This window comes from Ottowia pentelensis, assembly GCF_964341695.1.
Genome location: NZ_OZ224513.1, coordinates 411,743 through 431,578 on the forward strand (window position 1 = coordinate 411,743; position 19,836 = coordinate 431,578).

Here is a 19,836-nt window from a genome sequence, read left to right on the forward strand (position 1 = left end):
CCGGTCGCTTACGCGAAGAGCAGCGCGATCGCAGCGCTGTGGGCAAATGCTACGACAGACGGGTTCTCCAATGGCAGGTAGGCGACAACATTACATCCCGCAGATGCTGTTGCGCCGGTTCGCGGATACAAACGGCGCGGTGATGGTCATCCGCACTGACGGGTCGCGATTTTCGGCCAAGACCAAGAACGTGGCCTTAGAAACCGATTTCCATGGAACTCCAGGTGACGGGACGACGGATGAAGCGATCACCCGCGAAGAGACGAAGATTTGGAAAGTGCTATGCAAGTTGGTCGAATGCCCCGAGGGAACCGTGGATTGCGTCGACGCAGCGACTGTCCTTTCGCACTTCTACACGCGTTCCGCAGCCTGGCGCTCTCAAACTGCGACCATGGTCGACACAGTTGTTGGCGTTATAAGAGCGAAGCTCGACGCGTCAGATCAGGCAAGGGATCCAAGCTTTCAGTTGATCACTTCGCTGGCCTTCAGCCGCTTGGAGAAGCTGGTGCCTACACGTATTGTCGATGCACACAACGCGTTGCTCAAAAAGGAACCCACGCCTGCGCAAAGAGCGACCAGCTACTCGAAATTTAGATACGTCGTTCAGGACTTTGATGTCGCACTGGTGCTCGGCGATTCAATTGCATGGGGAGCTTCCGTCGGAACTCGCGGCATTCCGCTGGTTGAGCATGATGATTCAGTCGAGTATGTGGTATTTCCACTCAGCGTGAAACGATGCTTGATTGGAAGCAGAGGGTCTCAACCTTTGCTCGAGGCGGACGACATCATCGCGGGTTCGTTTGCGGCTAGTTCTGAGTTTGTAGTTGTGCATCCACAATCTAGCGGCTACGACGAGTTGGTGCCGACTATGGGCTCAGGAATGCGCGAATTGAGCGAAAGACTTCGAAGGAAAGTGACGTGATCTGCAGAGTCGCGTTCATCGAAACCCCGTTAGCAAAGTTCACGGCCAGCCTTTCAATTATTTTGGAACCGCAGCCTGGGCGACGGGCATTTCATCGAGGATGACGATTTTGTTTGGCCCAATGAAGAAAGCCACCATGACCAAGATGCATCCACGCTGTAACGAGCACGGCCACACTGTTCCGATCAAACAGCCCAGCAAGGCCAGCCTTGCCCAGGCGTGGGCCGACCCCCAAGGCATCGCTACGGCCGTGCCAGACAGCGCGATGCCGGAGACGATCAACGACGTCCCGGTGTCGGCCTGGCAGGGGGCGCCGACGGATGCAGCCGGCTGGGAGGCGCTTGTGGCAGGCCTGAGCTTCACCGAGCCACCAGTGCCCAGCGCACCCGGCAAGAAGCCGGCCGCTGGCGTGGTGACGATTGAGCCCGACGGCCGGGTGTGGGTGGTGGCGCCCACCAATGCCTTCGGGGGCTACCGGCACACGTTCCCGAAGGGCAAGCTCGACGGCCTGAGCCCGCGCGCCTCGGCCATCAAGGAGGCCTTCGAGGAGTCGGGCCTGCAGGTCGAGCTGACCGGCTATCTGTGCGACAGTGTCCGATCCACCAGCGTGACGCGCTACTACACCGCCCGGCGGATCGGGGGCAGCCCGGCGGCCATGGGCTGGGAATCGCAGGTGGTGATGCTGGTGCCGATCAGTGAGCTGCGAGGCATCACGTCACACCCGAACGACGCCCCCATTCTGAAAGCGCTGCCAGCCAAGGCGATAGTGATCTACGAGTGGGGTTTGGCATCCGGGCATCGGGTACTTGACACCCTGGCGGGACACTTCACGCGGTATGGCGAATGGCCGACGCGAATCGCCATCCCGACAGGCATGCATGAGGGCCTGCGTGAAGAGATCCTCAGCCCGTATGGATGGCGGTTGCTGACTGAGCGATTGAAGGTGGTCGCGACAGATGCCGGAGCGCTCTGCGCTTACGGAGCGCGCGGACAAGAGCACAGCTACGACACGAATGGCCCCGTCGATCTACGCAAACGGGCCAGTGAATGGATTTGGAACGTCGATCTGACCTGACATAGGAATGAACCCATGTGGCTGTGCCTGAACAATGCATTCCTGTCCATCGTGGACAAGGACTGCACCCCTGACGAACTGCTGGTGCGAGCGCGCCGTGACGGCGACATCGAGCGCGTGTTTCCCGGCGCCGAGGTCGAAGTGACGCTGGGCAACGACTACCGCTGCCGGGCGCGGATCAAGCGCACCGATGTGGCCGCCGCGATCACCCAGCGAGTCATGAACATCGACTACAGCAACTTCAAGGGCTCCACCAAGGACAAGCCCCTGCACGATGCGTACATGGGCGTGTGGAGCGCCATCGGCAAGCTGCAGCCGGGTGGGCCGTACAGCAGTGGAATCCGCCGGTAAACGGAAACCGCTCTGGATGGCGATGTGGGCGCTCCCTGCCTGCCACCGAAACACCGTGCCGCCGCTGAGGATGCGCGGCGTGGGCTGTGGGCGGACAAGGAGCCGGTGGCGCCGTGGGTCTTTAGACACGCACCTCCAGCAAGTCCATGAAGCCTCCACAGGACGCAAGCGAACGCATTACAGGGCCTCATCGCGAGCGCTACTAGCTGACAGTTAGGTGTCGCATCCCGGACGATCATAAGGTCGCTTGTGAAACAGATGCGGGCTCTCCTGATACCACTGCTTCATGGTCTGCATAGGCGTCTTGCTGCCCAGCGCTGACTGCGGCAGTTGGTGGTTGTACAGGGCCACATAACGCAGCAAGGTCTGCTCCATGTCCTCGCGGCTGTTGAACCTGTGCGTCTTGAGCACGTCGGCAATGCGACCGTTGAACCTCTCCACCATGCCATTGGTCCTGGGCGTTCTGGGCTTGGTCAGGCGGTGTTCGATCCCCAACTCGTCGCACAACTGATCGAACTCGTGGTTGCCGCTGGGCTGGCGCTCGCGGCTGGCAAACAGGCGATCGGTGAACTCCTTGCCGTTGTCGGTCAGCAGCTTGTGGATCTTGATCGGGCAGGCCTTGTGCAGTGCCTTCAGGAAGGACTGTGCACTGGCGGCGGTCTTGTTGGCCTTGAGGGCCACGTACACCCAGCGCGTGGCCCGGTCGATGGCCACGAACAGGTAGCGCCGACTGCTCTCATCCTGCATCTGGGGCAGGTACTTCACATCCATGTGCACATAGCCCGGCTCGTAGCTCTTGAAGGCCTTGTGGGCCACGGTAGGCTCCTGGGGCTTGAGGGCATTGAGGTTGCCCGCGCCATGGCGGCGCAGGCACCGATCCAGGCCTGAGCGCGAGACATGGGGGCAAATGAACTCCCGCGTGACAGCCAGCAGGTCATCCAGGGGCAGCAGCAAGGTGCGCCGCAGGTGCACCACCACGCTCTCTTGCGCCGGCGTGAGCACCGTCTGCAGGCGATGGGCCGTGTGCGAGCGATCCCCAAAGACCTGGCGCTTCTTCCACTTGTAGACCGTTTGCTCGGTGATGCCAAAGCGCTGGGCCAGGACAGCGGCGGTCTCGTGGCTGGCCGCGATCTCGGCGCGCACGGCCGGTGTCGTGCGGGCGTTCTTGTGCAGGGCTATCAGCATGGCGTGGCACTCCCGGTGGCTTGCAAGGACTCTATCAACTCCCGCAATACGGCTCGGGCCATGAACAGCGGGTAGCGGTTTTCATCTATGCAATCGTCCGGGATGCAACAGTTAGCGAACACCAGCGGAACTGGTGCAGATAGATAGCCACAACTAATCCACAGTGTATATACAAAATGCTATGATCACTCCGATGTTGAAGTTCTCCATCGCACCAAGCATCCTAAAGAAGCTCACGGAGAAGCACAGTGTCACACGGAATGAAGTGGAGCAATGCTTCCTTAACAGGAAGTTTCCGGTACTTCTTGATGACCTGGAAGACCATCAGACTGATCCGCCCAGCCTGTTCTTCATCGCCTACACGAACGCTGGTCGACGCCTCAAGGTTGTGTATATACAAAAAGGCCCCAATGTAGTCATCAAGACTTGTTTCGAGCCAACAGATGCAATGGTAGCTGTCTACCACCAGCTACTCAAATAGGAGCAATGGACATGAAAAAGGTAAAAGGCACCCCTTCTGCATGGGAAAGCGGAGCCTTGGGCGTCAACCAGGAAACGACGCGCATCGCAGGACAAGAGTACGAAGACGCTCTGGACGCTGCATTAGGCTTAAAGGCCATCTCTATCCGCATGCCGATCAGCTTGATCGAAACCTACAAGCTGATCGCGCAGCATCACGGGGTTGGCTACCAGCCATTGATGCGCGATATCCTCAGCCGATGGGCAAAAGAAGGCATGCGCGAAGTTATGCGCAACCTTGAGGCCCAGGCTGCGCAGGCCAATGAGCGCCTGGAGCCTCTGGAGTACAAAGAGCCGGAGCGCAGAGCCGCCTAACCGCGCCGCCCCACCCTCACCAGCTCGCCCCGTGCGGGCTTTTTCACGCCCTCACCCTGCCCCACAATGCGGACATGGCCGATTCGCTCACCCCGCTCACGCCCCGCGTCCGGCGCCTGCTGGAGTCGCACTAGTCGACAACCGTGGAGCAGATCGCAGCGCGCTACCCGGAGTGCCTGCTTGCGATCCACGGCTTCGGCTTCAAGCTTCTGCGTGAGGTGGAGCGACGCATCATCCCAGGTCAACCGCACTACGATAGGCTTACTACATGCTTGCTGAAATATCGGCCGCCCTTGGCTCGGCCAAAGCTTTACTAGACATCACCAAAGCTGCTAGCGACGTCACAAAGCAGGCAAGCATCGCGTCGATCAGTCTGGACTTCAGCTCAAAATTGTTCGCGCTGACGGACAAGTGCAACCAACTGATGGAACAAAACCAGTCACTTAAAAGCGAGGTAGCGCAGCTTCAGGGCAAGATCAAAAAGCGCGATGATTTTGACCTACAAGCGAATGCATACGCGCTGAAGGAGGTTGGAGCGGGCGCGTTTGCCTACGTCGCAAACGACGTCACCAGCCCGAACGAGTCCACGCACAAATACTGCCCCGAGTGCTTCAGCAAGCGCAAGCTGAGCATTCTTCAACAGTCGCAGGGGCCAGAACGCCAGATCGTTCTTGAGTGCGGCGGGTGCATCGCTCGAATGACGTTCGCGCGCTACATCACCAGCTAGACCACCCCCGCCAGCCCACGTGCCCCCACTCGCGTGCCTCGGCGGCCTGCTCGGCATCGTCGTGCGGGTCGCAGGATGCACACAGCACGGCCAACTGCCGGTCGCCGGTGCATTGGACGACCTCCCCGCTTTCATTCAGCTGCAGGGTGACCTGGGCGAAGGCCGTGTGCGGCTGGCTGCTATCGACCGGGCCGCCGCAGTGACCACAGGGCATGACCGGCTCCACCTTGGGGCTGAGAAATTTCAGCTTCAGCGCATCAATGAAATCTGGCTCGTTGCAGTCGCGGCACTGTGCGCTGCAGTAGTTGCGCAGGGCATCGGCGTCCTCGATGTGGAGCGTGCTTTGGATCGCATCCCCCACCTCCTGAAACGCCAAGCGCTGCCGGCGCCAGTCGAGGGTGCGCAGCGGCGAGGAAAACTCCTGCTGGCAGACGGAACAGAGGAAGCGCATCAACGGGCTCTGGAAGGATTCGATCTGGGCACATGCCGGTCCACCAGCTCGCGCGTGGCACGTGACGGCGCGCCGTAGCAGACGATGCGCACATCCAGCGCCCAGCGGCGCGCCAGATCCAGCGCCCGGGCCATGGCGTCATGGATCCAGTCGTCGTCGTTGCCGAACGCCCCGCCGCCCAGGTGCGTGAGCAGCACCACGTTGGAGCCGCCGGCCTGAGCATTCTCGACAGCGGCCAGCAGGGTGGCTTCGTAAGCGGCCTCGAGCACCAGGCGGGCAAGCGGCGCCCACTGCGCGGCCGGCACGCGGGTGTAGGCCACGGGCAGGGCCGAGCAGAACGCCTGGGAGACGATGGGCCGGGGCTCGCCCTCGGCATCGGTGACCTCCACCCCGGCGTGAACCCCGATGCGGAGGTGACCGCGCAAGCCGTCGACCAGGGCCGGATCAGCGGATTTCAGGGCCTGAGCAATGGCCTGCAGTCCGTCCGGGCTGGCCAGCGCGTAGCCGTTTTGCATGCGCCAGAGTTCGGGCACGGGGCGGCCGGTCAGCTCACCCAAGGCAGCGCCCAGGTCGGCCAGACCATCGAGCTGCCGGTCGCGGGTCTGGCCGATGGCACCGCCACACGGGGCGAAGTAGTTGCGGTAGATGGTGGCTGCACCGGCCGCCATGGCGCAGGCCGGGCCTTGGGTGCGGTCATGGGCGTAGCGCGTGACGCCGTCCTCGGGTGAGACGTTGGGGCCGACCATTTCCAGCAGGTTGAACTGGCTGGCGACCTGGAACAGCGCGCCCGCGAACTCCGGCTGGCGGTGCAGCGCACGCACGTCGCCGGTGACGATGCCGACCTTCAGCGATCCGGGCGGGGCGATAGCGCGCTGGCGCAGTTCGGCCAGGGAGGGCAGCTCCAGCCGCCCGATGCCGTAGGCCTTGCCGTTGACCAGGGAGCGCAGCCGTTCGCCCTCGACCACCAACTGCCGGTGGATTTCGCTGTAGCCCGATTCCCGAAAGCCCGTCAGACGCTCAAACCAGTCCATGTCCCCTCCATCACCCGGCCAGGATCGGCCATGCGGGTGATGTTGCCATTTCCTGATGACCCCTAGGTCAAAAAGATGGGACACGGCGCGAATTGTTGGTATTTTTGTTGGTATATTGCAGATCGAACAATCGAAAAATGAGTGTTTATGCGGGTTAAACAGGAATGTTCGATCCCCGCCAGCCCAACCAACGCCCCCCCTGTGGCGCTGACGCGCCACGTGCTCGCCGCCAGAGGCGACGGCTCTTCGGTCCGTCCAGACCTGCGCAGGCAGGTCTGGAGCCGCGGACCTCAGCCCCTGAGGGGGACAACGTCAGCGGCCGGGGCAAGCCCGCTCCGCGACGTTCCCGGATGGCCTGCTCCGCGGCCGTTCGAGTCGAACAAGGGGTGCGGACAAAAAAGCCTTGGCGATGACCAAGGCCTTTTGTCGGCTTGAATTGCTATGATTTAGTTAGCGTTCAGCGCTTGATTGGCAAGCGCTGAAGCCACTTTTAGCTCATATTCTGCAGGCTCAGGCCGGCAGCGCCACCAGCGGGCTGCCGAACATGGGGTCATCCTTCTTCGACGCCAGCGCCTTCGCCAGATCGAGCCCCAGCGCCTTGGCCACACCAGCGCCGTAGGCCGGGTCGGCGGCATGGCAGTTGCGGATGTGGCGGAACTTGATGAACTCGGGCGCGTCGCCCATGGCGCGGCCGGTGTTGCCGAACAGCGCCTCCTGCTGCGCCGGGCTCATCAGGCGGAACAGCTTGCCCGGCTGCTCGAAGTAGTTGCTGTCGTCTTCGTGGAAGCTCCAGTGCTTGGCGTTGCCCGTGATCTTCAGCGGCGGCTCGGCGAACTCGGGCTGGCCTTGCCACTGGCCGAAGCTGTTGGGCTCGTAGTGCGGCAGGCCGCCGTAGTTGCCATCGACGCGGCCGGGGCCGTCGCGGTGGTTGCTGTGCACCGGGCAACGCGCCTGGTTGACGGGGATCTGGTGGTAGTTGGCGCCCAGGCGGTAGCGCTGCGCATCGGCGTAGTTGAACAGGCGGGCCTGCAGCATCTTGTCGGGGCTGGCGCCAATGCCGGGCACCAGGTTGCCGGGCGCGAAGGCGACCTGCTCGACGTCGGCAAAGAAGTTCTCGGGGTTCTTGTTCAGCTCGAACTCGCCGACCTCGGTCAAAGGGTAGTCGCCCTTGTACCAGACCTTGGTCAAATCGAACGGGTGCAGCGCGTACTTCTCGGCATCGGCCTCGGGCATGACCTGCACGTACATCGTCCACTTGGGGAAGTCGCCGCGCTCGATGGCCTCGTACAGGTCGCGCTGGTGGCTTTCGCGGTCCTTGCCGACCAGGGCCTCGGCCTCGGCGTCGGTCAGGTTCGCTATGCCCTGCTGGGTGCGGAAGTGCATCTTGACCCAGAAGCGCTCGCCGTCCTGGTTCCAGAAACTGTAGGTGTGCGAGCTGAAGCCGTGCATGTGGCGGTAGCTCTTGGGGATGCCGCGGTCGCTCATCACCACGGTGACCTGGTGCAGCGCCTCGGGGATCAGCGTCCACCAGTCCCAGTTGTAGGTAGCACTGCGCAGGTTGGTGCGCGGGTCGCGCTTGACGGCCTTGTTCAGGTCGGGGAACTGGCGCGCGTCGCGGATGAAGAACACGGGCGTGTTGTTGCCCACCATGTCCCAGTTGCCCTCCTCGGTGTAGAACTTGAGGGCGAAGCCGCGGATGTCGCGCTCGGCGTCGGCCGCGCCGCGCTCACCGGCCACGGTGGTGAAGCGGGCAAACATTTCGGTCTTTTTGCCGACCTTTTCAAAAATCTTGGCGCGGGTGTATTGGGTGATGTCCTTGGTCACCGTGAAGGTGCCGAAGGCGCCCGAGCCCTTGGCGTGCATGCGCCGCTCGGGGATGACCTCGCGCACGAAGCCGGCCAGCTTCTCGTTGAGCCACACGTCCTGCGCCAGCAGCGGGCCGCGCGGGCCGGCCGTGAGGCTGTCGCGGTTGGTCGGCACGGGGGCGCCGAAGTCGGTCGTCAGGTGGGTGACGGGGCACTTGCGGGGGGCGTCGGTCATGGCGATCTCCGGGTGATGGATGGGGAAAACCGGGCGCGGCGCACCCGATGAGCCCCATTCTGGAGGACGACCGATGATTTGCAAACCCAATCGTATCTATCTTGTCGATAGATTGACCGAGTAGCCTGGATCGCCGCTCAGGGCGCCGCCAGGTCGGTGACGCGGCGCGGCGTGCCGATGGGCGGGCCGGCCTGACCGCGCTCGACGGCCTTCATGTCTTCGTCGCTGGGCACCAGGCCGGCCACCCAGTAGTCCATCACGCGGCGCACGATGGGGGCGGCGGCGGCGGCGCCGAAGCCGGCGTTCTCGACGATGGCGGCGACGGCGATGGTGGGGTGCTCGGCCGGCGCGAAGGCGATGTACAGCGAGTGGTCGCGCTGGTATTCGGCCAGCTTGGCGGCGTTGTAGTGGGCGTTCTGACCCACGCTGATGGCCTGCGCGGTGCCGGTCTTGCCGCCCGACAGGTAGGGCGCGCCGGCAAACACGCCGCGCGAGGTGCCCTCCTGCGTCACCGCCACCATGGCGCGCAGGATGGTGGCCACGTGCTCGGGCTTGTAGCCCATGGACTGGCCGGCGGGCTCGGCGTTGGCGTGGAACTGGCCGCTGTGCGGGTCCTGCTCGGCCATCAGCAGGTGCGGCACGTGGTGCACGCCGCCGCCGGCCAGGGTGGCGGTGGCGTTGGCCAGCTGCAGCATGGTGAAGTTGTTGTAGCCCTGGCCGATGCCCAGCGAGATGGTCTCGCCGGCGTACCACTTCTGCTGCTGCGGGCGGCGGTAGGTGGCGCGCTTCCAGGCGGTGGAGGGCAGCACGCCGCGCACCTCGCCCGGCAGGTCGATGCCGGTGATCTGGCCGAAGCCCAGCGGCTTCATGAAGTCGTGGATGCCGTTGACGCCCATGTCGTTGGCCAGCTGGTAGAAGTACACGTTGCTGGACTTGGCGATGGCGCGGTGCAGGTCGACCGGCCCCAGCGCGTGGCCCGAGCGGAAGGTGTGGCCGCCGAAGGTCCAGGAGCCGCCGTCCATCACCACGGTGGACGGCACGCGCTTGCCGGTCTCGAGTGCGCCCAGGCCCATGAAGGGCTTGTAGGTGGAGCCCGGCGGGTAGGTGCCGCGCAGCGCGCGGTTGAGCAGCGGCTTGTCGAGCGAGCCGTTGAGCTCGTCCCAGTTTTCCTGGTCGATGCCGTCGACGAACAGGTTGGGGTCGAAGGTGGGCTTGCTCACCAGCGCCAGCACCTCGCCATTGCGCGGGTCGATGGCCACCAGCGCGCCGCGGCGCCGACCGTACAGCTCTTCGACCATCTTCTGCAGGCGGATGTCGATGGTCAGCTTGATCGACTCGCCGGGCACCGCCGGCTGCGTGACCAGGCGCCGCACGGCGTAGCCGCCGGCCGAGGTCTCCATGCGCTGCACGCCGGTGGTGCCATGCAGCAGCTTTTCGTAGCTGGCCTCCACGCCCAGCTTGCCGATGTAGTCGGTGCCGCGGTAGTTGGCGGCGTCGTCCGAGTCCTCGATGCGGTCCTTTTCCTTCTGGTTGATGCGGCCGATGTAGCCGATCAGGTGCGCGCCGGTCTCGCCCAGCGGGTAGTCGCGAAACAGCCGCGCCTTGATCTCCACGCCCGGAAAGCGCCAGCGCTGCGCGGCAAAGCGCGCCACTTCCTCGTCGCTCAGGTGCATGCGGATGGGCAGCGACTCGAAGTTGCGCGAGTCCTCGCGCAGGCGCTTGAAGCGGCGCCGGTCGCGCGGCGAGATCTCGACCACCTGGCCGATGGCGTCGATGGCCTCGTCCACCGGGCGGCCCAGGCGCGAGGGCGTGATCTCCAGCGTGTAGGAGCGGTAGTTGGACGCCAGCACGATGCCGTTGCGGTCGAAGATTTCGCCGCGGTTGGGCACGATGGGCACCGCCGCCGTGCGGTTGGTCTCGGCCTGGCGCGCCAGGTCGTCGTGGCGCAGCACCTGCAGCACGTACAGCCGCCAGCCCAGCAGCCCGAAGGCACCCAGCATCACCAGCGCCACCACCAGCAGGCGCAGGCGAAAGCGCGTCAGCTCGGCTTCGAGATTGCGCAGTTCGGTCATTGCTCTGAATAATATAGCTTATCGCGCTTGTTGCGCAAGGGCTGGAGGCTTGTTTGGCTTGAAAGTCACAAGGGTCGGTTCTCGTCCGGGTCGGGCGCGCGGCGCTGCGGCGCCAGCAGCAGCACGCTCACCGGCCACCACAGCGCGGCCTCCAGCACCGGCGCCAGCAGCAGCGACCAGCCCGGCAGCGCCGCCCCGCCGATCAGCCGCAGCACGGTGGTGATGGCGTGCGCCGCCGCGAACAGCGGCAGCAGCTGCACCGCCTGGCCGGGCAGCCCGAACCACAGGATACGCCGGTGCAGCATGATCGCGAAGTAGATCAGCACCGTGTAGGCCAGCGCGTGCTGGCCCAGGCGCGCGGCCTGGTGCACATCCAGCAGCAGCCCGAAGATGAAGGCCGCCGCCATGCCCACGCGGCGCGGCTGGTGGATGGCCCAGAACACCAGCACCACCGCCAGAAAGTCGGGCATGCCTGGCAGGCGCCCCAGCGGCAGCAGGTCCAGCATCAGCGCCACCAGCAGGCTGCCCCAGATGAAGCCGGGGCGCGCCGGCAGCAGCAGTTGCTGACCACGCGGCATGATCATGGCGCGCTCCTGCGGTTGGCGGGCCTGGCCGCCGAGGCGGCGCCGCTCTTGCCCGCGGCCTTGGCGGCCGGCTTGCCGTCGGCCTTGGTCACCGGCTGGGCGGCAGCCGCCGGCGGCGCGGCGGGCGCGGCGGCGATGGGCGGGGGCGCCACCTGCGCCATCGGTGTCAGCACCATCACCTGCGTGGCCCCCTGCAGCTGCGCCAGCGGCTGGCACAGGATGCGGGCGAAGCTGCTGTCGCCCTGCCGGTCGACGCTGACCACGCGCGCCACCGGCAGGCCGGGCGGATACACGCCGTCGATGCCGCTGGTGCTGAGCAGGTCGCCCTCCTTCACGTCCTCGCCGGTCGGCATGTAGCGCAGCTCCAGCAGGCCGCCCTGCGCCGTCGGGTCGCCGAAGGCCACGCCGCGCGTGCCGGTGCGGGTGTTGACCACCGGGATCACCTGGTCGCGGTCGATCAGCAGGGTGACCTCGCTCACGAAGGGGTAGACCTGCGTCACCTGGCCCAGCACGCCCTCGCCGTCCAGCACCGGCGAGCCGGGCGCGATGCCCTGCAGCTGGCCCTTGTCGATCACCACGCGGCGGCTGTAGGGGTCGGTGGCGTCGTACAGCACCTGCGCCGCCTGCGACGGCACCTGGATGCGCTCGCGCAGCGCCAGCAGGCCGCGCAGGCGGGCGTTTTCCAGCAGCAGCTGCTCCACCTGGCCGGCGCGCTGCGACTGCTCGACCAGCTTGCGGCGCACCGCCTCCTCGGTCTTGCGCGCGGTCTTCAGGTCGGTCAGGTAGCCGCCGAACTCGCGCGCCGCCTGCACCGGCTGCAGCGCCAGCCACTGCGCCGGATACAGCACGGTGGCGATCGCCGCGCGCAGCGGTTGCACCAGGTGAAAGCGGGCGTCGGCCACCATCAGGAACAGCGCCAGCGCGCTCAGCAGCACCAGCTGCGACAGCGCCGACGGCCCCTGCTTGAAGAAGGGCGGGGGGGTGCGGTCGAGCGTTTCGAGCGGCATGGCGGATCAGCGGCGCGGCAAGCCGTTCCGAAGGCCGCGGAGCAGGCCACGCCAGAACGCCGCGGCCGGGCTTGCACCGGCCGCTGGCGTTGTCCCCCTCAGGGGGAAGGCGCGCAGCGCCACAGGGGGAGCCTATTCATTGGTGAAGATGTTGCCCAGCCGCTCCATGCGCTCCAGCGCCATGCCGCAGCCGCGCACCACGCAGGTCAGGGGCTCTTCGGCCACCAGCACGGGCAGGCCGGTTTCCTCGGCCAGCAGGCGCTCCAGGTCGCGCAGCAGCGCGCCGCCACCGGTCAGCATCATGCCGCGCTCGGCGATGTCGGCGCCCAGCTCGGGCGGGGTTTCCTCCAGTGCCTTTTTCACCTCGGACACGATGGAATTCAGCGGCTCGGTCAGCGCCTCGAGGATTTCGTTGCTGCTGATGGTGAAGCTGCGCGGCACGCCCTCCGACAGGTTGCGGCCCTTGACCTCCATCTCGCGCACCTCGCTGCCCGGAAAGGCGCTGCCGATCTGCTTCTTGATCGACTCGGCCGTCGGGTCGCCGATCAGCATGCCGTAGTTGCGGCGGATGTAGTTGATGATGGCGTCGTCGAACTTGTCGCCGCCCACGCGCGCGCTGCCCTTGTAGACCATGCCGCCCAGGCTGATGACGCCCACCTCGGTGGTGCCGCCGCCGATGTCCACCACCATCGAGCCGCTGGCCTCGGACACCGGCAGGCCGGCGCCGATGGCCGCCGCCATCGGCTCCTCGATCAGGTAGACCTCGCTGGCGCCGGCGCCCAGCGCCGATTCGCGGATGGCGCGGCGCTCGACCTGGGTCGAGCCGCAGGGCACGCAGATGATGATGCGCGGGCTGGGCTTGAACAGGCCGCGCGGGTGCACCATCTTGATGAACTGCTTGAGCATCTGCTCGGTGACGGTGAAGTCGGCGATCACGCCGTCCTTCATCGGGCGGATGGCCTCGATGTTGCCGGGCACCTTGCCCAGCATGGCCTTGGCCTCGGCGCCCACGGCCTGGATCGCCTTCTTGCCCTGGGGGCCGCCCTCGTGGCGTATCGAGACCACCGAGGGCTCGTTCAGCACGATGCCCTTGCCCCGCACGTAGATCAGGGTGTTGGCGGTGCCCAGGTCGATGGCCAGGTCGGTGGAGAAGTACCGACGGAATGCTCCAAACATGAAAAGTCCTTCTGGGCGCGTCGGTGGGCACCAGCCTTCGCCGCCCCTGCGCGAATGGGTTCGAGATGCGAAATGGGAGGGGGTTGCGCTCAAAAGCGGCCGTTTTCAGGCCGTTTGGGCGAAGGCGGGATAATACTTCATCGCCCCGCCGGCGTCACCGGTGCGCGGCGGCCCAATACCTGAGCTTTTCCCTGATTTTTCGGCTTGTTACATGGCTTTGACCCTGACTGACATCGACCGCATCGCGCACCTGGCGCGTCTGGCGCTCCCCGACGGCGAGCGCCAGCCCTTGCTGGAGCGCCTGAACGGCTTCTTCGGCCTCGTCGAGGCCATGCGCGCCGTCGACACCACCGGCGTCGAGCCGCTGGCGCACCCGCTGGCCGCCGTGCAGGACGTGCAACTGCGCCTGCGCGAGGACGTGGCCAGCGAGCCCGACCAGCGCCAGGCCAACCAGCAAAGCGCCCCGGCGGTGGAAGACGGCCTGTTCCTGGTGCCGCGGGTGATCGAATGAGCGGCGCCGCCCTGCACCACCAAAGCGTGGCACGGCTGGCCGCCGCCCTGCGCGCGCGCGAGGTCTCGGCGGTCGAGCTGGCACGGCACTTTCTGGCCCGCATCGCGCAGCACGCCGAGCTGGGCGCCTTCCTGGCCGTCGACGAGGCCATCACGCTGGCGCAGGCGCAGGCCGCCGACGCGCGCCTGGCCGCGGGCGACGCGCCGCCGCTCACGGGCGTGCCGCTGGCGCACAAGGACATCTTCGTCACCCGCGACTGGCCCACCACCGCCGGCTCGCGCATGCTGGCGGGCTACCGCTCGCCCTTCGACGCCACCGTGGTGCGCAAGCTGGCCGAGGCCGGCATGGTCGGCCTGGGCAAACTCAACTGCGACGAGTTCGCCATGGGCTCGGCCAACGAGAACTCGGCCTTCGGCGCCGTCAAGAACCCCTGGAACCCGGCGCACGTGCCGGGCGGCTCGTCGGGCGGCAGCGCCGCCGCCGTGGCCGCGGGCCTGAGCCCCGCCGCCACCGGCACCGACACCGGCGGCTCGATCCGCCAGCCGTCCAGCTTTTGCGGCGTCACCGGCATCAAGCCCACCTATGGCCGCGCCAGCCGCTACGGCATGATCGCCTTCGCCTCCAGCCTGGACCAGGCCGGGCCCATGGCGCGCACGGCCGAGGACTGCGCCTTGCTGCTGTCCGTCCTGTGCGGCCCCGACCTGGACCGCGACTCGACCTCGCTGGACGTGCCCACCGAGGACTTCACGCGCGGCCTGAACGACTCGCTGGACGGCCTGCGCATCGGCGTGCCGCAAGAGTTTCTGGGTGACGGCCTGGCGCCCGACGTGCGCGCCGCGGTCGAGGCGGCGCTGGCCGAGCTGGAAAAGCTGGGCGCGCGCCGCGTGCCCATCTCGCTGCCGCGCACCGAGCTGGCCATTCCGGTCTACTACATCATCGCCCCGGCCGAGGCCAGCTCCAACCTGGAGCGCTTCGACGGCGTCAAGTTCGGCCACCGCGCCAAGGACTACGTCGACCTGGAGGACATGTACAAGAAGACCCGTGCCGAAGGCTTCGGCGCCGAGGTCAAGCGCCGCATCATGACCGGCACCTACGTGCTCTCGCACGGCTACTACGACGCCTACTACCTGCAGGCGCAAAAGCTGCGCCGCATGATCGCCGACGACTTCCAGGCTGCGTTCCAGCAATGCGACGTCATTGCCGGCCCGGTGGCGCCCACCGTGGCCTGGGCACTGGGCGCCGCGCGTGACCCGTTGGCCGACTACCTGGCCGACGTCTACACGCTGCCCGCCAGCCTGGCCGGCCTGCCCGGCATGAGCGTGCCGGCCGGTTTTGGCGCCGGCGGCCTGCCGGTGGGCCTGCAACTGATCGGCAATTATTTGCAGGAAGGGCGGCTGTTGAACGTGGCGCACCGCTTGCAGCAGGCGACCGATTTCCACCTCCGCCGTCCGGAGGGCTTTTGACAATGTGCCCCCACGTTCCTCACTTCGTGTATTCACTGCCCCCCGAGGGGGCGGGCCTCCCTTGGGGCGGCCCGGCGGGAGTCCGGCCATGAGCGCCCCCAAACTGATCCAGGGCTACGAGGTCGTCATCGGCTTCGAGACCCACACCCAGCTGCAGACGAACAGCAAGATCTTCAGCCGCGCGCCCACGGCCTTCGGCGCGGCGCCCAACACCCAGGCCTGCGCGGTCGACCTGGCGCTGCCCGGCACGCTGCCGGTGATGAACCGCGAGGCCGTGCAGTGCGCTATCAAATTGGGACTGGCGCTCGGCTCCCACATTGCGCCGCGCAGTGTTTTTGCCCGCAAGAACTATTTTTATCCCGACCTGCCCAAGGGCTACCAGATCAGCCAGTTCGAGATTCCGGTCGTCCAGGGCGGCACGGTGTCCTTCTTTGTCGGCGACGAGAAAAAAACCGTGCGCCTGGTGCGCGCCCACCTGGAAGAAGACGCCGGCAAGTCGCTGCATGAGGACTATCAGGGCATGAGCGGGATCGACCTGAACCGCGCCGGCACGCCGCTGCTGGAGATCGTGACCGAGCCCGACATGGGCAGCAGCGACGAGGCGGTGGCCTACGCGCGCGAGCTGCACAAGATCGTCACCTGGATCGGCATTTGCGACGGCAACATGCAGGAAGGCTCGTTTCGCTGCGATGCCAACGTCAGCGTGCGCAAGCCCGGCGCGCCGCTGGGCACGCGGCGCGAGATCAAGAACCTGAACAGCTTCAAGTTCATGCAGCAGGCGATCGACTTCGAGATTCGCTGGCAGATCGAGCAGCTGCAAGACGGCCACGCCATCCAGCAGGCCACCGTGCTGTTCGACCCCGACACCGGCGAAACGCGCGCCATGCGCACCAAGGAAGACTCGGCCGACTACCGCTACTTTCCCGACCCCGACCTGCCGCCGCTCTGCATTTCAGAGCAATGGATCGAGCAGACGCGCGCGCACATGCCCGAATTGCCGCGCGCCATGGCCGAGCGCTTCGTGCAGCAATACGGCCTGCCCGAGTACGACGCCAGCACGCTCACGCAGTCGCCCGCCATGGCGGCCTACTTCGAGGCGGCGGCCCAGGCCAGCGGCCAACCCAAGCCGGCCAGCAACTGGGTGATGGGCGAGCTGTCCAAGCGCCTGAACGCCGACGAGATCGGCATCGAGGCCGCCAGGGTGTCGGCCGCGCAGCTGGCGCAGCTGATCGGCCGCATCCACGACGGCACCATCAGCAACGCCGCCGCGCGCCAGGTGTTCGACGCGCTGTGGTCGGGCGCGGGCAGCACGGTGGACGCCGTGATCGAGGCCAAGGGCCTGCGGCAGATGAATGACACTGGCGCGCTGGAAAAAATCGTCGACGCGGTGATCGCCGCCAACCCAGGCAACGTAGAGCAGTTCAAGGCCGGCAAGGACAAGGCTTTCAACGCCCTGGTCGGTCAGGTGATGAAGGCCAGCCAGGGCAAGGCCAACCCGCAGCAGGCCAGCGAACTGCTCAAGGCCCGGCTGGCCTGAGGCGCCCGCCGGGGGCGGCGTTCAGGGGCGGCTGGCGCCGCCGTCCTTGGGCGCGGCGCCGATCCACAGGGTTTTCAGGTGCGCCGCCTCGGCGTCGAAGCGGTCGTTGATGCGCGCCTGCTCTTCCAGCTGGCCCGCGATGGCGCGGCGCTGCTCCTGCTGGGCCTGCTCGTTGTCCTCGATCGCGCGGCGCACGCGCGCCGGGGCCTTGGCGGGGTTCTTGCGGTAGAACTCCATTTCCTCGTTCAGCGCCGTGCGCTCGGCGCGCAACTCGGCCAGGCGCTGCTCGGCCGCGTCCATCACCGCCTGGCTCTGGGCCAGCGCCTTCTTGCGCTCGATGTCGTGCGTGGCGGCATCCGGGTAGCGGGCCAGCAGCACCTGGTCGCGGCGGATGGCGTCGCGCGCGCGCTGGCGCGCCAGCGCCGCCTCGCGCTCGCGGGCGCGCTGGGCCTCGTGCTCGGCCGCGGTGGGGGTGGGCGGGATGACGCGCAAGGTGGCGCCGCTGTTGCTCAGTTCGCGCTGCGGCCGGTCGATGCAGGCGGCGATGGGGCGGTCGGAGGTGATGCGCCGGCCCTGGGCGTCGGTGCAGGTGTAGATGGCGCCTTGCTGCGCCCAGACCGGCCCCCAGCCCAGCAGGGCCAGGGCGGCGATGCACCGAAGGCGGCGCAGGGTCGGGGCGGTGTTCATGCGTTTGCGGGGTTCAATCCACGCCGTAGCGGCTGCGGTACGCGGCCACGGCGTCGTAGTATGGCAAAAACGAGGTTTCCGTCTTCAAAAGTTGCAATAAATGTGCCAGTTTGGCAATGGCGCAGACCTGCAAACCCAGCTGATCGCGGACGTAGTTCACGGCGCTCCAGGGGACGTCCTGGCCATTTTCGGTCGCCTTTTCCTGCCGGTCCAGGGCAATGGCCACTGCGTGCGGCGTGGCGCCGGCGGCCCGGATGAGCGCGATCGACTCGCGCACGGCGGTGCCGGCCGAGATCACGTCGTCGACGATCAGCACCCGGCCCTGCAGCGGGGCGCCGACCAAGGTGCCGCCCTCGCCGTGGTCCTTGGCCTCCTTGCGGTTGTAGGCAAAGGGCTTGTTCACGCCCAGGCGCGCCAGCTCGACGGCGACGGCCGCGCCCAGCGGAATGCCCTTGTAGGCCGGGCCGAAGATGACGTCGAATTCGATCCCCGAGTCGAGCAGGGCGCGCGCATAAAATTGCGCCAGGCGGCCCAGCTTGGCGCCGTCGTCGAACAGGCCGGCGTTGAAGAAATAGGGTGACTGGCGCCCGGCCTTGGTCTTGAAGTCGCCAAAGCGCAGCACCCCGCTGTCGATGGCGAACCGCACGAAGTCGCGCGCCAATTGGTCCTGCACGCTGCCCACCTGTGTTGCGCTCATGGGAGACGTCCTTTTGTTCAAACTCACCAGCCTCAACCTCAACGGCATCCGATCGGCCGCCACCAAGGGCGTCGAAGCCTGGCTGGAGCAGCACGCGCCGGATTGTATTTGCGTGCAGGAGGTCAAGGCCCAGCAGCCCGACCTGGCCGGCCGCTTCGAGGTGCTGGCCGGCCTGCAGGGCCACTTTCACCTGGCCGAGAAAAAGGGCTACGCCGGTGTCGGCGTTTACACGCGACACGCGCCCAGCGATGTCGTCACCGGTTTCGGCATGGCCGAGTTCGACGCCGAGGGCCGCTACGTCGAGCTGCGCTTCGACACGCCCCAGCGCCGCTTCTCGGTCATCAGCTGCTACTTTCCCAGCGGCTCGTCCGGGCCCGAGCGGCAGGAGGCCAAGTTCCGCTTCCTGGACGGCTTCTACCCCGTGCTGCAGCGGCTGAAGGCCGAGCGCGAGTTCATCCTGTGCGGCGACGTCAACATCGCGCACCAGCAGATCGACCTGAAGAACTGGAAGAGCAACCAGAAGAACAGCGGCTTTCTGCCCGAAGAGCGCGCCTGGATGACCCGCGTGCTGACCGAAGGCGGCCTGGTCGACGTGTACCGTCGCCTGCAACCCGAGGCCACCGACGCCGCCTACACCTGGTGGAGCAACCGCGGCCAGGCCTACGCCAAGAACGTGGGCTGGCGGCTGGACTACCACCTGGCCACGCCCGCCATGGCCGAGCGCGCGCGCCGCGAGGCGATCTACAAGGAGCAGAAGTTCAGCGACCATGCGCCGATCACGATCGAGTACGACTGGACGTTGTGAGGCTTGGCCCAAGGCATGCGCATAATATGCGCATCATCTTTTCCTGGACCATCGCGTCATGCCTGTACCCGTCGCGGCCGCGCGCAAGCGGCCGGTCAACCTCACCCTCAGCGAGGCCCTGGTGACCCAGGCCAAGGCCTACACCGACAACCTCTCGGCCACCATGGAGGCGCTGCTGGCCGACTACGTGGCCGCGCAGCAGGGCGCCCGGCGTGACCGCCAGCGCCGGGTCGATGCCTGCATGGCCGACTGGAATGCCGTGAGCGCGTCGATCGGCTCCTTTGCCGACGAGCATTCCACGCTCTGATGGCCCAGTTCGACGTGCATCGCAACCAGGGTGCCTTGCGCGCCTCGATCCCTTACGTGGTGCTGGTCCAGTCGGCCCAGTTCGATGTCTACCGCCGCCGCGTGGTGGTGCCGCTGGTGCGGGCCTCGCTGTTGCCGCCCAACACGCCCACGGTTGGCGCGCGGATGAACCCGGTGTTCGAGATCGAAGGCGTGTCGGTCGTGCTGCATCCGCTGGACATGGTGTCGGTGGCCCTCGACCAGCTGGGCGAGGCTGTGGGCTCGCTGGCCGCGCACGGACAGCGCATCGCCGATGCGCTCGATGAATTGCTGACGCGCTCCTGGGGTTGACCGGACCGGTTCATCGATCCGGAAACTATCAATTCAATAGCTGTA

The 19,836-nt window shown here is 66.4% G+C and carries 22 protein-coding genes; 12 read left to right on the top strand and 10 right to left on the bottom strand.

Features of this window, described 5'->3' with window-relative positions:
- Positions 1-70 precede the first annotated feature (70 nt).
- The 3 genes from ACWHMB_RS02015 (at position 71) to ACWHMB_RS02025 (ending at position 2,348) form a co-directional block, all read left to right on the top strand.
- Positions 71-922, top strand: a complete 852-nt coding sequence (locus ACWHMB_RS02015) for a DUF4238 domain-containing protein (protein WP_377542739.1) — start codon at positions 71-73, stop codon at positions 920-922.
- 121 nt (positions 923-1,043) lie between these two features.
- Positions 1,044-1,997 (top strand): NUDIX hydrolase, encoded by a 954-nt coding sequence (locus ACWHMB_RS02020; RefSeq protein WP_377542741.1) that lies wholly within the window; start codon positions 1,044-1,046, stop codon positions 1,995-1,997.
- Positions 1,998-2,012: 15 nt separating this feature from the next.
- Positions 2,013-2,348 carry a hypothetical protein gene (locus ACWHMB_RS02025; RefSeq protein ID WP_377484633.1) on the top strand — a complete coding sequence of 112 codons (336 nt, stop codon included), beginning with the start codon at positions 2,013-2,015 and terminating at the stop codon, positions 2,346-2,348.
- A gap of 213 nt (positions 2,349-2,561) precedes the next feature.
- Here the strand turns inward: ACWHMB_RS02025 and ACWHMB_RS02030 are convergent, their stop codons facing one another.
- Positions 2,562-3,533, bottom strand: coding sequence for an IS481 family transposase (locus ACWHMB_RS02030; RefSeq protein ID WP_377542642.1), 972 nt, complete (start codon positions 3,531-3,533; stop codon positions 2,562-2,564).
- A 193-nt stretch (positions 3,534-3,726) separates the two neighbouring features.
- Here ACWHMB_RS02030 and ACWHMB_RS02035 point away from each other — a divergent pair, with 193 nt between their 5' ends.
- The 3 genes from ACWHMB_RS02035 to ACWHMB_RS02045 all read left to right on the top strand — a co-directional run bounded on the left by ACWHMB_RS02035 (position 3,727) and on the right by ACWHMB_RS02045 (position 5,094).
- Positions 3,727-4,014, top strand: coding sequence for an ADP-ribosyl-(dinitrogen reductase) hydrolase (locus ACWHMB_RS02035; RefSeq protein ID WP_377482993.1), 288 nt, complete (start codon positions 3,727-3,729; stop codon positions 4,012-4,014).
- Between the two features lie 11 nt (positions 4,015-4,025).
- Entirely contained in the window at positions 4,026-4,367 is a 342-nt protein-coding gene (locus ACWHMB_RS02040) for a hypothetical protein (RefSeq protein ID WP_377482995.1), read from the top strand.
- A gap of 268 nt (positions 4,368-4,635) precedes the next feature.
- Entirely contained in the window at positions 4,636-5,094 is a 459-nt protein-coding gene (locus tag ACWHMB_RS02045; RefSeq protein ID WP_377482997.1) for a hypothetical protein, read from the top strand.
- On the opposite strand, the gene ACWHMB_RS02050 is transcribed toward ACWHMB_RS02045, so the two are convergent.
- The 7 genes from ACWHMB_RS02050 to ACWHMB_RS02080 form a co-directional block, all read right to left on the bottom strand.
- Positions 5,084-5,548: a hypothetical protein gene (locus ACWHMB_RS02050; RefSeq protein WP_377482999.1), complete on the bottom strand. Its 465-nt coding sequence runs from the start codon at positions 5,546-5,548 to the stop codon at positions 5,084-5,086. The genes ACWHMB_RS02045 and ACWHMB_RS02050 overlap by 11 nt on opposite strands.
- Entirely contained in the window at positions 5,545-6,576 is a 1,032-nt protein-coding gene (locus tag ACWHMB_RS02055) for a hypothetical protein (protein ID WP_377483001.1), read from the bottom strand. Before ACWHMB_RS02055 ends, ACWHMB_RS02050 begins: the two co-directional genes overlap by 4 nt.
- Positions 6,577-7,086: 510 nt before the next feature.
- Positions 7,087-8,616, bottom strand: coding sequence for a catalase (locus ACWHMB_RS02060; protein ID WP_377483004.1), 1,530 nt, complete (start codon positions 8,614-8,616; stop codon positions 7,087-7,089).
- 137 nt (positions 8,617-8,753) lie between these two features.
- On the bottom strand, positions 8,754-10,688 hold the full coding sequence (mrdA, locus tag ACWHMB_RS02065) for a penicillin-binding protein 2 (protein ID WP_377483007.1): 1,935 nt from the start codon (positions 10,686-10,688) through the stop codon (positions 8,754-8,756).
- A 65-nt stretch (positions 10,689-10,753) separates the two neighbouring features.
- On the bottom strand, positions 10,754-11,272 hold the full coding sequence (gene mreD, locus ACWHMB_RS02070) for a rod shape-determining protein MreD (RefSeq protein WP_293226607.1): 519 nt from the start codon (positions 11,270-11,272) through the stop codon (positions 10,754-10,756).
- Positions 11,269-12,279, bottom strand: a complete 1,011-nt coding sequence (gene mreC, locus ACWHMB_RS02075; RefSeq protein WP_377483009.1) for a rod shape-determining protein MreC — start codon at positions 12,277-12,279, stop codon at positions 11,269-11,271. The genes mreD and mreC overlap by 4 nt, the downstream gene beginning before the upstream one ends.
- 132 nt (positions 12,280-12,411) lie before the next feature.
- On the bottom strand, positions 12,412-13,455 hold the full coding sequence (locus ACWHMB_RS02080; RefSeq protein ID WP_377483011.1) for a rod shape-determining protein: 1,044 nt from the start codon (positions 13,453-13,455) through the stop codon (positions 12,412-12,414).
- Between the two features lie 211 nt (positions 13,456-13,666).
- On the opposite strand from ACWHMB_RS02080, the gene gatC reads away from it, so the two are divergent.
- From gatC to gatB, 3 genes are all read left to right on the top strand, one after another.
- A complete protein-coding gene (gene gatC / locus ACWHMB_RS02085; RefSeq protein ID WP_293221858.1) occupies positions 13,667-13,966 on the top strand; it encodes an Asp-tRNA(Asn)/Glu-tRNA(Gln) amidotransferase subunit GatC in 300 nt (99 codons plus the stop codon).
- Positions 13,963-15,429, top strand: coding sequence for an Asp-tRNA(Asn)/Glu-tRNA(Gln) amidotransferase subunit GatA (gene gatA, locus ACWHMB_RS02090; RefSeq protein WP_293221856.1), 1,467 nt, complete (start codon positions 13,963-13,965; stop codon positions 15,427-15,429). The genes gatC and gatA overlap by 4 nt, the downstream gene beginning before the upstream one ends.
- Before the next feature lie 88 nt (positions 15,430-15,517).
- Positions 15,518-16,966: an Asp-tRNA(Asn)/Glu-tRNA(Gln) amidotransferase subunit GatB gene (gene gatB / locus ACWHMB_RS02095; RefSeq protein ID WP_377483015.1), complete on the top strand. Its 1,449-nt coding sequence runs from the start codon at positions 15,518-15,520 to the stop codon at positions 16,964-16,966.
- A gap of 21 nt (positions 16,967-16,987) precedes the next feature.
- Here gatB and ACWHMB_RS02100 read toward each other — a convergent pair whose 3' ends face one another.
- Positions 16,988-17,653 carry a DUF4124 domain-containing protein gene (locus ACWHMB_RS02100; RefSeq protein WP_377483017.1) on the bottom strand — a complete coding sequence of 222 codons (666 nt, stop codon included), beginning with the start codon at positions 17,651-17,653 and terminating at the stop codon, positions 16,988-16,990.
- Positions 17,654-17,666: 13 nt separating this feature from the next.
- Complete coding sequence (gene pyrE / locus ACWHMB_RS02105; protein ID WP_377483019.1) at positions 17,667-18,350, bottom strand: orotate phosphoribosyltransferase; 684 nt, start codon at positions 18,348-18,350, stop codon at positions 17,667-17,669.
- Between pyrE and ACWHMB_RS02110 the strand changes: the two genes are divergently transcribed.
- Genes ACWHMB_RS02110 through ACWHMB_RS02120 form a run of 3 tightly spaced genes read left to right on the top strand, consistent with a single transcriptional unit; the run spans position 18,349 to position 19,791 of the window.
- Positions 18,349-19,155, top strand: a complete 807-nt coding sequence (locus ACWHMB_RS02110; RefSeq protein WP_377483021.1) for an exodeoxyribonuclease III — start codon at positions 18,349-18,351, stop codon at positions 19,153-19,155. The two genes, pyrE and ACWHMB_RS02110, sit on opposite strands and share 2 nt — an antisense overlap.
- Positions 19,156-19,213: 58 nt before the next feature.
- Positions 19,214-19,462 carry a type II toxin-antitoxin system CcdA family antitoxin gene (locus ACWHMB_RS02115; RefSeq protein ID WP_377483024.1) on the top strand — a complete coding sequence of 83 codons (249 nt, stop codon included), beginning with the start codon at positions 19,214-19,216 and terminating at the stop codon, positions 19,460-19,462.
- Complete coding sequence (locus ACWHMB_RS02120) at positions 19,462-19,791, top strand: CcdB family protein (RefSeq protein ID WP_377483026.1); 330 nt, start codon at positions 19,462-19,464, stop codon at positions 19,789-19,791. Before ACWHMB_RS02115 ends, ACWHMB_RS02120 begins: the two co-directional genes overlap by 1 nt.
- Positions 19,792-19,836: the final 45 nt, after the last annotated feature.

Bases quoted from the DNA above. Each gene is read 5' to 3' on its own strand.
- ACWHMB_RS02115 (WP_377483024.1), top strand. From the start codon at position 19,214: ATGCCTGTACCCGTCGCGGCCGCGCGCAAGCGGCCGGTCAACCTCACC.
- ACWHMB_RS02045 (WP_377482997.1), top strand. From the start codon at position 4,636: ATGCTTGCTGAAATATCGGCCGCCCTTGGCTCGGCCAAAGCTTTACTA.
- ACWHMB_RS02060 (WP_377483004.1), bottom strand. From the start codon at position 8,616: ATGACCGACGCCCCCCGCAAGTGCCCCGTCACCCACCTGACGACCGAC.
- ACWHMB_RS02015 (WP_377542739.1), top strand. From the start codon at position 71: ATGGCAGGTAGGCGACAACATTACATCCCGCAGATGCTGTTGCGCCGG.
- gatA (WP_293221856.1), top strand. From the start codon at position 13,963: ATGAGCGGCGCCGCCCTGCACCACCAAAGCGTGGCACGGCTGGCCGCC.
- ACWHMB_RS02110 (WP_377483021.1), top strand. From the start codon at position 18,349: ATGGGAGACGTCCTTTTGTTCAAACTCACCAGCCTCAACCTCAACGGC.
- ACWHMB_RS02025 (WP_377484633.1), top strand. From the start codon at position 2,013: ATGTGGCTGTGCCTGAACAATGCATTCCTGTCCATCGTGGACAAGGAC.
- mreC (WP_377483009.1), bottom strand. From the start codon at position 12,279: ATGCCGCTCGAAACGCTCGACCGCACCCCCCCGCCCTTCTTCAAGCAG.
- ACWHMB_RS02040 (WP_377482995.1), top strand. From the start codon at position 4,026: ATGAAAAAGGTAAAAGGCACCCCTTCTGCATGGGAAAGCGGAGCCTTG.
- ACWHMB_RS02030 (WP_377542642.1), bottom strand. From the start codon at position 3,533: ATGCTGATAGCCCTGCACAAGAACGCCCGCACGACACCGGCCGTGCGC.
- pyrE (WP_377483019.1), bottom strand. From the start codon at position 18,350: ATGAGCGCAACACAGGTGGGCAGCGTGCAGGACCAATTGGCGCGCGAC.
- gatB (WP_377483015.1), top strand. From the start codon at position 15,518: ATGAGCGCCCCCAAACTGATCCAGGGCTACGAGGTCGTCATCGGCTTC.
- ACWHMB_RS02020 (WP_377542741.1), top strand. From the start codon at position 1,044: ATGAAGAAAGCCACCATGACCAAGATGCATCCACGCTGTAACGAGCAC.
- ACWHMB_RS02080 (WP_377483011.1), bottom strand. From the start codon at position 13,455: ATGTTTGGAGCATTCCGTCGGTACTTCTCCACCGACCTGGCCATCGAC.
- mrdA (WP_377483007.1), bottom strand. From the start codon at position 10,688: ATGACCGAACTGCGCAATCTCGAAGCCGAGCTGACGCGCTTTCGCCTG.
- ACWHMB_RS02120 (WP_377483026.1), top strand. From the start codon at position 19,462: ATGGCCCAGTTCGACGTGCATCGCAACCAGGGTGCCTTGCGCGCCTCG.
- mreD (WP_293226607.1), bottom strand. From the start codon at position 11,272: ATGATCATGCCGCGTGGTCAGCAACTGCTGCTGCCGGCGCGCCCCGGC.
- ACWHMB_RS02100 (WP_377483017.1), bottom strand. From the start codon at position 17,653: ATGAACACCGCCCCGACCCTGCGCCGCCTTCGGTGCATCGCCGCCCTG.
- ACWHMB_RS02035 (WP_377482993.1), top strand. From the start codon at position 3,727: ATGTTGAAGTTCTCCATCGCACCAAGCATCCTAAAGAAGCTCACGGAG.
- ACWHMB_RS02055 (WP_377483001.1), bottom strand. From the start codon at position 6,576: ATGGACTGGTTTGAGCGTCTGACGGGCTTTCGGGAATCGGGCTACAGC.
- gatC (WP_293221858.1), top strand. From the start codon at position 13,667: ATGGCTTTGACCCTGACTGACATCGACCGCATCGCGCACCTGGCGCGT.